We start from the raw sequence: 12,298 nt of genomic DNA on the forward strand, positions 1-12,298 counted from the left end.
CCCTTCGGCAAGGCGCTCGCAGAGAACCAGGCCATCCAGTTCCCGCTGGTCGAACTGGCCACCCAGTGCGAGATGCTGCGCCTGCTCATCCGCAAGACCGCCTGGGAGATGGACCAGATGCCCAAGCCCGAGGTCGAGAAGAAGCTCTCGGACAAGGTCTCGATGTGCAACTACTGGGCCAACCGGCTGGTCTGCGAGGCGGCTGACCGGGCCATGCAGGTGCATGGCGGCATCGGCTACTCGCGGCACAAGCCCTTCGAGCACATCTACCGCCATCACCGCCGCTACCGGATCACCGAGGGCTCCGAGGAGATCCAGATGCGCAAGGTGGCCGGCTACCTGTTCGGCTTCATGGGCCCGAACAAGCGCTGATCGCATGCACGCAGTCCAGCCCGCGGTGCTGCTCGAGCGCGATGCCCGTGGCGTGGCCACGGTGCGCCTCAATCGTCCGCAGCGCAACAACGCCTACGACGATTCCATGCTGCGCGGCCTGCTGCAGGGTCTGGCCGCACTGCAGGCCGATGACGCGGTGCGCCTGATCGTGCTGCGCGGCAATGGTGCGCACTTCCAGGCCGGCGCCGATCTTGCCTGGCTGCGTTCGGTGGCGGCGGCCGATGCCGCCGCCAACCTGGCCGCCTCGCGGCTCACCGCGCAGGCGGTGCGCGCCCTCGACGACTGCCCCAGGCCCACGCTCGCGCTGGTGCAGGGCTCGTGCATCGGCGGGGGCACCGGCATCGTCGCGGCCTGCGACCTGGTGATCGCCGAAGACACCGCGCGTTTCGCGATCAGCGAGGCCCGCTGGGGGCTGGCGGCCAGCATCATCTTCCCGCAGCTCGATGCCGCGATCGGCGTGCGTCAGGTGCGCCGCTATGCGCTGAGCGGCGAGGTCTTCAGCGCTGCCCGTGCGCAAGCCATCGGCCTGGTGCACGAATGCTGCGCAGCCGGCGGGCTCGATGCCGCGGCCGCGCCGGTGATCGACGCGTTTCTGCGCACCGCGCCGCGGGCCGCCGCCATCAGCAAGCGCAGCGCGCGGGCCTGCGCCGACAGCATCCTGAGCGATGCCCGCTTCGAGCAGCTGGTGGCCGAGCACGCCGAGCGCCGGCGCAGCCCCGAGGCCCTTGAGGGCCTGGCCAGCTTCGCGCAGCGGCGCCCTCCCGCCTGGGCACCGCAGGGCTGAGCGGCCGGCCCGGGCTGCTGACGGCCGGTTGCGGGCGCCGATCAGGAATCGGCGCTGAATCCGATCGTCTTCACGATCGGCCCCCAGCGGTCATGGTCGGCCTTCAGCTGCGCGCGCAGTTCGTCGGGCGTGGAGGAAGCTGCCTCCAGACCCATGATCGCCAGACCGTCCACCACCTCGGGCGCGGCCAGTGCGGCGCGCAGCGCGGCATTGGCGCGCGCGGTGATGTCGGGCGCCGGCTTGCCGGGCAGGAAGAAGCCGAACCACTCCCGAAAGACCAGGTCCTTGAAGCCCTGTTCGCTGAAGGTGGGCACATCCGGGGCGAAGCGCGAGCGCTGCGCCGCCGAGGTGGCCAGCACCCGGCACTTGCCGGCGGCCACATGCTGGGTGAACTCGCCCACCGGTCCCGACACCGCGGCGATCTGGCCGCCGATCATGTCGAGGATGGCCGGCTGCGTCCCGCGGAAGGCGACATGCTTGAGGTCGACCCCGCTGGCGCGCTCGAGCAGCGCGCCAATGAAGTGCGGCACCGAGCCCGCCGCCGGCGAGCCGTAGTTGGCCTGCGCGGGGTTGGCCTTGCACCAGGCGAGGAAGTCGGCGATCGAGCGCACCGAAGCCGGCACCATGGGGCCCACCGCGAAGCCGAACTCGAAGCGGCAGCCCAGCGACACCGGCGAGATGTCCTCGAAGGGGTTGTAGGCGAGCTTGCGGTAGATGTGCGGGTAGATCATCAGCATCGAGGCCGGCGTCTGCAGGATGACGCTGCCGTCGCGCGGGGCGGCGCGCATGAGGTCGATGGCCACCTGGCCACCGGCACCGGTGCGGTTCTCGACCACCGCGTTGCGGGCATAGCTGCCGCGCAGCCGGTCGGCCACGCGCCGGCACAGGGTGTCGGAGGTGCCGCCCGGCGGAAAGCCGGTGACCACGCGCACGGTGTCGAGCGCCGCGGCGGGCTGGGCGAGTGCACCGGCTGGCAGCGACAGCGCGGGCAGGGCGAGCGCGGCGCCGAGGGCGCCGGCACCGCGCAGGGCCTGGCGTCGGCCGGGTTCGGCGGGGGCCGCGGCGCTGGGCAGGGTGGAGGAGGGCGGACGAAGGCTCATGTGAAGACTCCCGGGGCGGCGCTCAGAGGCCGCGGAAGGTGGCGAATTCCTCGAGCGGCGCGCGCCGGGTCACGAGGCGGTTGATGGGATGGTCGGGGTCGCGCCAGCCGATCGCCATGCCGGTGAACAGCATGCGCTCGGGCGGCGTGCCCAGGAACCGGGTGATGGTCTGCGGATAGATCGCCCAGCACTCCTGGGCGCAGCTGTCGAGGCCCTCCTCGCGCAGCAGCAGCATCACGGTCTGCAGGTACATGCCCAGGTCGGACCACTGCGGCAGGCCCATGCGCCGGTCGACCGTGCAAAAGAGCGCCAGGGGCGCGCCGAAGAACTGGTAGTTGCGCGCGAACCAGGCCAGCCGCCCGGCCTTGTCCTCGCGCGGCACGCCCAGGATCGCGTACATGTCCTCGCCGACCATGAAGCGGCGTTCGCGATAGGGCGAGACCAGCTCCGGCGGGTAGATGCTGTAGTCCTTGACCTCGTCGCCGCCCGGCGCCTCGACCACGCGGGTCTGCATGAGGGTCTTGAGTTCGGCGAGCGGCTCGCCGGCCACCACATCGATGTGCCAGGGCTGCAGGTTGCCGCCCGAGGCCGAGCGGGCCGCGGCCGCCAGCACGCGGCGGATCACGCCGGCATCCACCGGCTTGTCGAGGAAGGCGCGAATCGAGCGTCGGCTGGCGACGGCGTCGGTGACATTCATGGGACTCTCCGGAAGGGGCGAGGGCGCGGCGGACCGGTTCGTGGCGCGCATCGATGCACGCCGCCGCGGACGCGGTCATCATTGTCGCATTCAATTCGCCGGCGAGCCGGCAGGGAGAGACAGCATGGCAGGGCCACTCAGCGGCTTGAAGGTGATCGAGATGGTGGGCATCGGACCGGGCCCGTTCTGCGCGATGGCGCTGGCCGACCTCGGCGCCGAGGTCATCCGCATCGATCGTCCGCAGGCCGCCGGCGGACGCGGCGCGGCCGACAAGGCCCGCTTCGATGTCCTCGCCCGCAACCGCCGTTCGGTGTGCATCGACCTGCGCAAGCCGGGCGGCGCCGAGGCGGTGCTTGCGCTGGTCGAGCGCGCAGACATCCTCATCGAGGGCTTTCGGCCCGGCGTCATGGAGCGCCTCGGGCTGGGGCCCGATGTCTGCCTCGCCCGCAACCCGCGGCTGGTGTTCGGTCGCATGACCGGCTGGGGCCAGTTCGGTCCGCTCTCGCAGGCCGCCGGCCACGACATCAACTACATCTCGATCGCCGGTGCGCTCGCGGCCATCGGTCGCCCCGGCGAAAAGCCGGCCATCCCGCTCAACTACATCGGCGACTTCGGCGGCGGCGGCATGCTGCTCGCCTTCGGCGTGATGTGCGCGCTGCACGAGGCGCGTCAGTCGGGCAAGGGGCAGGTGGTCGATGCGGCCATGACCGATGGCACCGCCATGCTCTCGGCCATGATGTACGGCATGCGCGCGCGCGGCACCTGGAGCACCTCGCGCGGCGAGAACCTGCTCGACGGCGGCGCGCACTTCTACGACACCTACACCTGTGCCGACGGCCGCCATGTGTCGGTCGGTGCCATCGAGCCGCAGTTCTACGCCCGGCTCCGCGAGCTCTGCGGCATCGACGATCCTGCCTTCGACGCGCAGATGGACCCGGCCGGCTGGCCCGACCTCAAGCAGCGTCTGGCCGCGATCTTCCTCACCCGCACCCGCGACGCGTGGTGCGCGCTGCTCGAGGGCAGCGATGCCTGCTTCGCGCCGGTGCTCGACTGGGACGAGGCGCCGCGTCACGCCCACAACCAGGCGCGCGGCACCTTCGTGGAGGTGGCCGGCGTGGTTCAGCCGGCGCCGGCGCCGCGTTTCTCGCGCACGCCGGCGGCCACGCCGGTGGCGCCCTCGGCGGCGGGCGCCGACACCGAGGCGGTGCTGCAGGCCTGGGGATTCGACGCCGCGAAGCTGGGCGCGCTGCGCAGCGCTGGCGTGATCGGCGCAGCCTGATCGGCGGGGCCGGGCCCGCGCCGGACCGGTTCAGCCCGCCCCGGCCCTCACCCGCGCGGCCAGCCCGGCCGCCAGCGCCGCTGGCGGCTCGCCGATGTCGGCCACCCAGGCATCCTCGGGCGGCTCCAGCGCCGCGAACTGGCTGGCCAGCAGCGAGGCCGGCATGTAGCGGTGCTGGCGGTCAGCCAGCCGAGCCTCGATCAGCGCCTGGCTGCCGCGCAGAAAGACCACCCGCAGGCCGGGCACCCGGTCGGCCAGTTGCGTCCGGTAACGCGCCCTCAGCGCCGAGCAGGCCAGCACCACCGGTTCGCCACGGGCCGCACTGTGGCGCAGCAGGGCGTTGAGCCGGGCCAGCCAGGGTGCGCGGTCGGTATCGTCGAGCGGCCGGCCGGAACGCATCTTCTCGACATTGGCGGGCGGATGGAGATCGTCGGCATCGACGAAGCGCCAGCCCAGCTCCCGGGCCAGGGCCTCGCCCACGGTGGTCTTGCCGCAACCCGATACGCCCATCAGCAGCAGCGCGCTGATCGGCGCCGGGCTGGCGATGCCTGGCGCGCCCGGGGCACGGGCCGATGCAGGCCGGTCGGCGCCGCCGCTCATGCCTCGTCCGCCCGGCGCACGGCATGCCCACCGAAGGCCCGTCGCATCAGCGCGAGCAGGCGGTTGCCGGTGTCGGCCCGACCCTGCGAGTCGAATCGGCTCATCAGCGCCGCGGCGATCACCGGCGTTGGCGTGCCCTGGCGCACCGCCTCGTCCACCGTCCAGCGCCCTTCGCCCGAGTCGGCCACATGCGGCTGCAGCGCCTGGAGCGCGCCCGGCTCGGCCAGCGCGTCGGCGGTGAGGTCGAGCAGCCAGGAGCGCACCACGCTGCCGTGGCGCCAGAGCTGGGCGATGTCGGCCAGCGGCAGATTCAGGTCCTGACGGCCCTCGAGCAGCGCGAAGCCTTCGGCCAGCGCCTGCATCATCCCGTATTCGATGCCGTTGTGGACCATCTTCACGAAGTGCCCCGCGCCGCTCGGGCCGCAGTGCAGCCAGCCCGAGTGCGGCGTGGGCGCGAGCTGCCTGGCAAACGGCACGACCCGCTCGACCGCGGCAGGCTCGCCGCCCAGACTCAGGCAGTAGCCCCCGTCGAGGCCCCAGATGCCGCCCGACACGCCACAGTCGACATAGCGCAGGCCGGCGTCGGCGGCCTCGCGGGCGCGGCGCTGCGAGTCGAGGTAGTTGGCATTGCCGCCCTCGACGATCAACTCGCCGGGCGCGAGCAGCGCGTGCAGCTCGCGCAGCGCGGTCTCGGTGATCTCGCCGGCGGGCAGCATCAGCCACACCACCGCCGGGCCGGCCTCGGCGCGCAAGGCGGTCACCAGTGAGGCGAGGCTGTCGTGGGTGCGCACACCGGTTTCGTCGGCGAGCGCCTTGCGGGCACTGCCCGCCGCATCGTGGCCGTGCACGCGGGTGCCGGCGCGGGCCAGGCGGCGGGCCATGTTCGCGCCCATGCGGCCGAGTCCGATCATGCCGATCGCTGTCATCTCAGGAGCTCCTCGATCAGGTGCCGGACCCGCGTGGCGGCATCCGGCGACAGGCAGTCCACCACCTGACGCGCCGGCATCGCGCGCAGCCAGGTGAGCTGCCGCTTGGCGAGCTGGCGGGTGGCGGCCACCGCGCGCTCGCGCATCGTCGCGGCATCGTACACACCGTCCAGGTGTTCCCAGGCCTGGCGATAGCCCACGCACCGCATCGCGGGCAGGCCGGCGTGCAGGCCGGGGCGCGCGCGCAGTGCCATCACCTCGTCGAGCAGGCCGGCGGCGAACATCGCGGCGGTGCGCTGCGCGATGCGGGCATGCAGCCCGGCCCGGTCGGCGGGCTCCATCGAGATCACCGGCACCCCGGCCAGGCCGTTCGATCTTGCCTGGCGCGCGAGCAGCGCCGACATCGGCTCGCCGGTGGTCTCGATGATCTCGAGCGCGCGCTGGATGCGCTGCGCGTCACCGGGCGCGAGTCGCGCTGCGGTCACCGGATCGAGCACGGCCAGCCGCTGGTGCATGGCCGGCCAGCCCTGCGCGCCAGCCTGCGCCTCGAGCCGGGCACGCAGGGCCGGATCGGCCTGCGGCAGTTCGTGCAGCCCCTCGACCAGCGCGCGCGCGTAGAGCAGAGTGCCGCCCACCAGCAGGGGCAGGCGGCCGCGCGCACGGATCTCGCCGATCAGCCGGCCGGCATCGCTCGCGAAGCGGGCCGCGGAGTAGGCCTCGGTCGGCTCGAGGATGTCGATCAGATGATGCGGCACGGCCGCACGTTCGGCGGCATCGGGCTTGGCGGTGCCGATGTCCATGCCGCGATAGACCAGCGCGGAATCGACGCTGATCACCTCCAGCGGCAGCGAGCGCGCGAGCGCCAGCGCGGCGGCGGTCTTGCCCGACGCGGTGGGGCCGAGCAGCATCACCGCGGGCGGGCCGCCAGCGCCTGCCGCGCTGCGCTCACGGTCGCCCTCACCCTCACCCTCGCCCTCGCCCTCGCCCTCGCGATCGCGATCGCGATCGCGATCGCGGGGCACGCGATCCGCCGGCGCGCTCATGGCGTGCCGCGGGCCGCGCCATCGCGCCGTGGATCGGCGCCGCCGGTCCAGCCCCCGACGGGGTCGGCGACGATGCCGTGCAGGCCGCTGTTCAGGTCGGTGACCAGAACGGTGTGGCCCCGGGCCCGCAGGCCGTCGGCCAGGCGGACGAGCGGTGTGCCGCGCTCGAGCACGGTGGTGGCCGAGGCCTGCGCGCCGACATTGGGCAGGTCGATGGCCTGCTGGATGTCGAGGTCCCAGTCGATGAGGCCGATCAGGGTCTTGACCACGTACCCGATGATGGCCGGTCCGCCTGGCGAGCCGATCACCGCACGCAGCCGGCCATCGGGACCGAAGACCAGCGTGGGGGCCATCGCGCTGCGCGGTCGCTTGCCGCCGGCCAGTGCATTGGCCACCGGCAGGCCGTCGACGCCGGCGGGTGCGAACGAGAAGTCGGTGAGCTGGTTGTTCAGCAGCATGCCGGCAGCCATCTGCAGGCTGCCCAGGCCGTTCTCGATGCTCGAGGTCAGCGCCACGGCGCGGCCCTGCGCATCGACCACCGACAGATGGGTGGTGGAGGGCAGCGACACCGAGGCATCACTGGCCAGGCGCAGCGACCCGGCGGGCTGGCCCGGCGCGGGCACGCCCAGGCTGCGATCGGGCCTGATCAGCGAGGCCCGCGCGCGCAGGTAGGCTGCATCCAGCAGCCCGGCTACCGGCACCGGCACGACATCGGGATCGGCGACATGGCGCAGCCGGTCGGCATAGGCCAGACGCAGGGCTTCGCTCACCAGATGGACCGCATCGAGCGAGCCCGGCCCCATCGCGCGCAGATCGAAGAACTCGAGCATGCCCAGGGTCTGCAGCACCGCCAGGCCGCCGCTGGAGGGCGGGCCCATGCCGCAGATCCGGTGGCCACGGTAGGCGCCGCACACCGGCGCGCGTGGGCGCGCCTGGTAGCCGGCCAGGTCGGCCAGGCTCAGCCGCCCGGGCCGCTCGGGATGGGCCGCCACGCGCTCGACGATCGCCCGGGCGATCTCGCCGCTGTGCAGCGCGTCGGCGCCGTCGGCGGCCACGCGGCGCAGCGTGGCCGCCAGCGCGGGCTGGCGCAGCATCGTGCCCACGGGCCAGGCCTGGCGGTCGGGCCCGAGCAGCACCGTGGCCACCGGCTCGCCCTGGGCGAGGATGCGTTCGCGCGCGGCACGGGTCTGGCCGTGCAGCCGGGCCGATACCGGTGCGCCGGCCTCGGCGAGGCGGATGGCGTCGTCGAAGAGCGAGGCCCAGGGCAGCCGGCCATGGCGGCCGTGGGCGAGTTCCAGCATGCGCACGAGGCCGGGCACGCCCACGGCATGGCCGCCATCGACCGCCGCCGGCCAGCCCAGCGGGCGTCCGGTCGCATCGCGGAACTGCGCGGCCTGCGCGGTCGCCGGCGCGGTCTCGCGGCCGTCATAGCTTGCGACGGCTCCGCTGGCAGGGTCGAAGTGCAGCAGGAAGCCGCCGCCGCCCAGGCCCGAGGACTGCGGCTCGACCACCGCCAGCACCCATTGCGCCGCGATCGCCGCATCCACGGCCGAGCCGCCGCGGGCGAGCGTTGCCACGCCGGCCTGCACCGCCAGCGGGTGGGCGGCGGCGACCATGTCGCGCGGCCCGCGGGCAAGGCTGCGGGGCGTCCAGCCGGAAGGCAGTTCCGGCGCGTCGGCGCCGGCGGTAGCGACTGCGCTGTCGGCAGCGCTTGCCGCGGCCGCGGCGCCAGGCAGTGCGCCAGCGAGCAGCCCGGCAAGGCCGAGAAGGGCCGCGGCCGCATGCCGGGCGGTGGCAGCATGCATGGCCGTCAGCGACCGCGCAGGAACCAGCCGTCGAGCTCGGCCATGCCCACCTGGACCCAGGTGGGCCGTCCATGGTTGCACTGATCGGCGCCGGCGGTGCTCTCCATCTCGCGCAGCAGTGCGTTCATCTCCTGCAGGGTCAGACGGCGGTTGGCCCGCACTGCGGCATGACAGGCCATCGTGGCCAGGGTCTCGTTGCGCTGCTCGGTGAGGGCGCGCGAGCTGCCCACCTCGCGCAGTTCGGACAGCACCGAGCGGGCGAGCGAAGCCGGATCGGCGTCGGCGAGCGCCGCGGGCACGCCGCGCACCGCCAGCGTGCCCGGCGAGAGCACCGAGAGATCGAGCCCGAGCGCGGCGAGCGTGGCCGCGTCCTCCTCGACCAGCCGCACCTCCAGCGGGTCGGCGCGGAAGGTGGCCGGGATGAGCAGCGACTGCACCGCCGGCGGGCCCTGGTCGAGCTCGCGCTTGAGGCGCTCGAACACGACCCGCTCGTGCGCGGCATGCATGTCGATGAGCACCAGGCCGTGCGCGTTCTGCGCCAGGATGTAGACCCCGTGGAGCTGGGCCAGCGCGAAGCCGAGCGGCGGGCTGCCGGCCGCGTCACCGGCGGGGGACGCGGCCTCGCCCACCGCGGCGTCGGCGCCCCCGGCGCCCCCGGCGCCCGGTACCGGCTCTGCCGCGGAGGCCAACCCGCCCGGCAGACCCGTCGCAGTGCGCCAGCCCGCCGGCGCCGTGCCGGGCGGCGCACCGAAGGCCAGCGCCAGCGCCGACTGCGTGGCCCCGGGGGCGGCCGGACGCATCGGCGCCGTCCAGGGCCGCGCGGGCTGCAGCGAGGGATGCTCGGCCGCACCGGCGCGCAGCGCCTCGCTCATCACCTGCTGCAGCGCCCGATGCACCGCCTGCGGATCGCGAAAGCGCAGCTCGGTCTTGGCGGGATGGACATTGACATCGACCAGGCCCGGATCGATGGCCAGAAACAGCGCATAGGCGGGATGCCGGTCGCCGTGCAGCAGCTCGCTGTAGGCCTGGCGCGCGGCGTGGGTGAGCAGCCGGTCGCGCACGAAGCGACCGTTCACATGCACGAACTGACGATCGGGCCGGCCGCGGCTGGCGGTGGGCAGCCCCAGCAGCCCGAGCAGCTGCAGCGGGCCCGCTTGCGCGTCGACCACCCGATGCGCCTCGCGGAAGTCATCACCCAGACCCTCCAGGGCGCGGGCCATCCAGGTGCCGGCCGGCCAGGACAGGGTCTGCCGGCCTTCCACCCAGAGCGCGAACGCCACCCCGGGATGGGCCAGCGCCACGCGACGCAGCGCGTCGGCGCAATGGGCGGTCTCGGTGGCGGCGCTCTTGAGGAACTTGCGGCGTGCGGGCGTGGCGCTGTAGAGCTCGAGCACCTCCACGGTGGTGCCCGGGGCGCCGGCGGCCGGCGCGATGCCGTCCTCGAAGGTGTCGATCCGGTGGGCATGCGGCGCCTGCGCCGTGCGGCTGGTGATCTGCACCCGTGCCACCGAGGCGATCGAGGCCAGCGCCTCGCCCCGAAAGCCCAGGGTGGCCACCTGCTCGAGCTCGGCGAGCGAGGCGATCTTGCTGGTGGCGTGCCGCTGCAGGGCGAGCGGCAGCTCGTCGGGCGGGATGCCGCAGCCGTCGTCGCTGATCGCGATCCGGCGCATGCCGCCGTCTTCCAGCCGGACCTCGATGCGGCGCGCACCGGCATCCAGCGCGTTCTCGAGCAGCTCCTTGACCACCGACGCCGGGCGTTCCACCACCTCGCCGGCCGCGATCTGGCTCACCAGCAGATCGGGCAGGGCGCGGATGGGGCGGAGGGTGTCGGGCAAGGGCGTGGGTGATGCGCGGCGCCACAACGGGCGGGGGGATTATATCGGCGGGTATCATCGCGGCATGGACATCGCCACGATGGTCGACATCTTCCTGCACCTCGACCGCCACCTGGTCGCGGTGGTGCGCGACCACGGCATGTGGGTCTATGCGCTGCTGTTCCTGATCATCTTCGTCGAGACCGGGCTGGTGGTGATGCCCTTCCTGCCAGGCGATTCCCTGCTGTTTGCCGCCGGTGCCATCGCCGGGGTGGGCGGCATGAGCCTCAACGGGCTGCTGCTGCCGCTGATGATCGCCGCCGTGCTCGGCGATGCGCTCAACTACTCGGTAGGCCGCTGGTTCGGGCCGCGGGTTTTCCGCTGGGAGAGCTCGCGCTGGTTCAACCGTGCCGCCTTCGACCGCACCCAGGCCTTCTACGAGCGCCACGGGCCGATCACCATCGTGGTGGCCCGATTCCTGCCCTTCGTGCGAACCTTCGCGCCCTTCGTGGCCGGCATCGCGCATATGAGCTATCCGCGCTTCGCGTTCTACAACGTCCTGGGCGCGGTCATCTGGGTAGGCAGTCTGGTCACCCTGGGCTACCTGGTGGGCAACACCGATTGGGTCAAGGCGAACTTCTCGCTGGTCACCCTGGCCTTCATCGTCATCCCGGCCCTGCCGGCGGTGATCGAGTTCCTGCGCCACTGGCAGCGCGCCCGTGCGAATCCTGCTGATCGAGGATGATCCGGTGGTGGCCGACGCGGCCGCCTCAGGGCTGCGTCACGCCGGGTTCGTGGTCGACGCGGTCGGCAGCGCCGAATCGGCCGATACCGCGCTGGTCAGCGAGCACTTCGACCTGATCATCCTCGACCTCGGGCTGCCCGGGCGCGATGGCCTGCAGTTCCTGGCCAGCCTGCGCCGCGGCGTGTCCGATCGCGCCGGCATCCCGGTGCTGGTGCTCACGGCCCGCGACGGGCTCGACGACCGGGTCGCGGGCCTCGATCGCGGTGCTGACGACTACATGGTCAAGCCCTTCGAGGTGCGCGAGCTGGTCGCCCGTTGCCGGGTGCTCATTCGCCGCACCGGATCGATGAGCGCCAGCTCGCTGGGCTTTCTCGGCCTCGAGCTCGACCGCGCCGCGCGGGTGCTGCGCGGGCCCGACACCGCCATCGAGCTCACGCCGCGCGAGTGGTCCATCCTCGAGTACCTGATGCTGCATGCCGAGACCGTGGTGCCCAAGGCGAAGCTGCTGCAGGCGATCAGCGGCTGGGACGACAACATCGCACCCAACGCGGTCGAGGTCTATGTCTCGCGCCTGCGCGCCAAGATCGAGGGCACCGGGGTGGTGGTGCGCACCGTGCGCGGTGTGGGCTACCGCCTTGAACGCGCTGCGGAGCCCTGAGTGATCATCCCGCCCGGCGGGCTTGCTCCGCCATCCGGCGCCGGGCGACAGGGTCTCTCGCCCGCCGTCGGCGGCTCCGTGATGAGCGTGCGCACCCGGCTGCTGCTTTGGCTGGTGCTGCCGCTGCTGCAGGTGATCCTGGTGGCGGCGGTGCTCGACTACCGGGCGGTCGATCGTACCGTCGACGAGGCCTTCGACCGCGTGCTGCTCAACAGCGCCGTGGCCATCGGCGAGAGCGTGCGCGAGGGCCAGATTCCCGGCACGCTGCGGCTGCCGGTCGATCGTCTGCGGGTGCTCCTGAATGACCCGGTCGATGCGCTCGACTATCGAGTGGTCGGTCCGCGCGGCGAACATCTCTCCGGCAATCCGGTCCTCACGCTGCCGACCGACGACGCCGATCCGACCTTCTACGACCTGACGATCGAGGGCCGCGAACTGCGCGCGGTGCGCATCA

At 73.0% G+C, this 12,298-nt stretch carries 13 protein-coding genes; 6 read left to right on the forward strand and 7 right to left on the reverse strand.

Features of this window, described 5'->3' with window-relative positions:
- Positions 1 to 372 (forward strand): acyl-CoA dehydrogenase family protein (locus tag AC2H6A_RS13185; RefSeq protein WP_484274061.1); only part of this gene is annotated, 372 nt, incomplete at its 5' end.
- A 4-nt stretch (positions 373 to 376) separates the two neighbouring features.
- Positions 377 to 1,177, forward strand: a complete 801-nt coding sequence (locus AC2H6A_RS13190; RefSeq protein ID WP_484274062.1) for an enoyl-CoA hydratase-related protein — start codon at positions 377 to 379, stop codon at positions 1,175 to 1,177.
- A 41-nt stretch (positions 1,178 to 1,218) separates the two neighbouring features.
- Here AC2H6A_RS13190 and AC2H6A_RS13195 read toward each other — a convergent pair whose 3' ends face one another.
- Together AC2H6A_RS13195 and AC2H6A_RS13200 are read right to left on the reverse strand one after the other, a co-directional pair.
- Entirely contained in the window at positions 1,219 to 2,277 is a 1,059-nt protein-coding gene (locus tag AC2H6A_RS13195) for a Bug family tripartite tricarboxylate transporter substrate binding protein (RefSeq protein ID WP_484274063.1), read from the reverse strand.
- Between the two features lie 22 nt (positions 2,278 to 2,299).
- A complete protein-coding gene (locus tag AC2H6A_RS13200) occupies positions 2,300 to 2,974 on the reverse strand; it encodes a nitroreductase (RefSeq protein WP_484274064.1) in 675 nt (224 codons plus the stop codon).
- Positions 2,975 to 3,098: 124 nt separating this feature from the next.
- Here AC2H6A_RS13200 and AC2H6A_RS13205 point away from each other — a divergent pair, with 124 nt between their 5' ends.
- Positions 3,099 to 4,253, forward strand: coding sequence for a CaiB/BaiF CoA transferase family protein (locus AC2H6A_RS13205; protein WP_484274065.1), 1,155 nt, complete (start codon positions 3,099 to 3,101; stop codon positions 4,251 to 4,253).
- A 30-nt stretch (positions 4,254 to 4,283) separates the two neighbouring features.
- On the opposite strand, the gene AC2H6A_RS13210 is transcribed toward AC2H6A_RS13205, so the two are convergent.
- From AC2H6A_RS13210 to mutL, 5 genes are all read right to left on the reverse strand, one after another.
- On the reverse strand, positions 4,284 to 4,853 hold the full coding sequence (locus AC2H6A_RS13210) for a gluconokinase (protein ID WP_484274066.1): 570 nt from the start codon (positions 4,851 to 4,853) through the stop codon (positions 4,284 to 4,286).
- Complete coding sequence (gnd, locus tag AC2H6A_RS13215; RefSeq protein ID WP_484274067.1) at positions 4,850 to 5,779, reverse strand: phosphogluconate dehydrogenase (NAD(+)-dependent, decarboxylating); 930 nt, start codon at positions 5,777 to 5,779, stop codon at positions 4,850 to 4,852. The genes AC2H6A_RS13210 and gnd overlap by 4 nt, the downstream gene beginning before the upstream one ends.
- On the reverse strand, positions 5,776 to 6,687 hold the full coding sequence (miaA, locus tag AC2H6A_RS13220; protein WP_484274073.1) for a tRNA (adenosine(37)-N6)-dimethylallyltransferase MiaA: 912 nt from the start codon (positions 6,685 to 6,687) through the stop codon (positions 5,776 to 5,778). The genes gnd and miaA overlap by 4 nt, the downstream gene beginning before the upstream one ends.
- A gap of 131 nt (positions 6,688 to 6,818) precedes the next feature.
- Positions 6,819 to 8,627 carry a gamma-glutamyltransferase gene (ggt, locus tag AC2H6A_RS13225; protein WP_484274068.1) on the reverse strand — a complete coding sequence of 603 codons (1,809 nt, stop codon included), beginning with the start codon at positions 8,625 to 8,627 and terminating at the stop codon, positions 6,819 to 6,821.
- A gap of 5 nt (positions 8,628 to 8,632) precedes the next feature.
- The gene (mutL, locus tag AC2H6A_RS13230) at positions 8,633 to 10,462 is read right to left on the reverse strand and encodes a DNA mismatch repair endonuclease MutL (RefSeq protein ID WP_484274069.1); all 1,830 of its coding nucleotides are present in this window, start codon (positions 10,460 to 10,462) and stop codon (positions 8,633 to 8,635) included.
- A gap of 64 nt (positions 10,463 to 10,526) precedes the next feature.
- Here mutL and AC2H6A_RS13235 point away from each other — a divergent pair, with 64 nt between their 5' ends.
- The 3 genes from AC2H6A_RS13235 to AC2H6A_RS13245 form a co-directional block, all read left to right on the forward strand.
- A complete protein-coding gene (locus AC2H6A_RS13235; RefSeq protein ID WP_484274070.1) occupies positions 10,527 to 11,186 on the forward strand; it encodes a DedA family protein in 660 nt (219 codons plus the stop codon).
- Positions 11,161 to 11,844 (forward strand): response regulator transcription factor, encoded by a 684-nt coding sequence (locus AC2H6A_RS13240; RefSeq protein ID WP_484274071.1) that lies wholly within the window; start codon positions 11,161 to 11,163, stop codon positions 11,842 to 11,844. The genes AC2H6A_RS13235 and AC2H6A_RS13240 overlap by 26 nt, the downstream gene beginning before the upstream one ends.
- An 81-nt stretch (positions 11,845 to 11,925) precedes the next feature.
- Positions 11,926 to 12,298 (forward strand): sensor histidine kinase N-terminal domain-containing protein (locus tag AC2H6A_RS13245; protein WP_484274072.1); only part of this gene is annotated, 373 nt, incomplete at its 3' end.

Source organism: Quisquiliibacterium sp., from assembly GCF_982640115.1.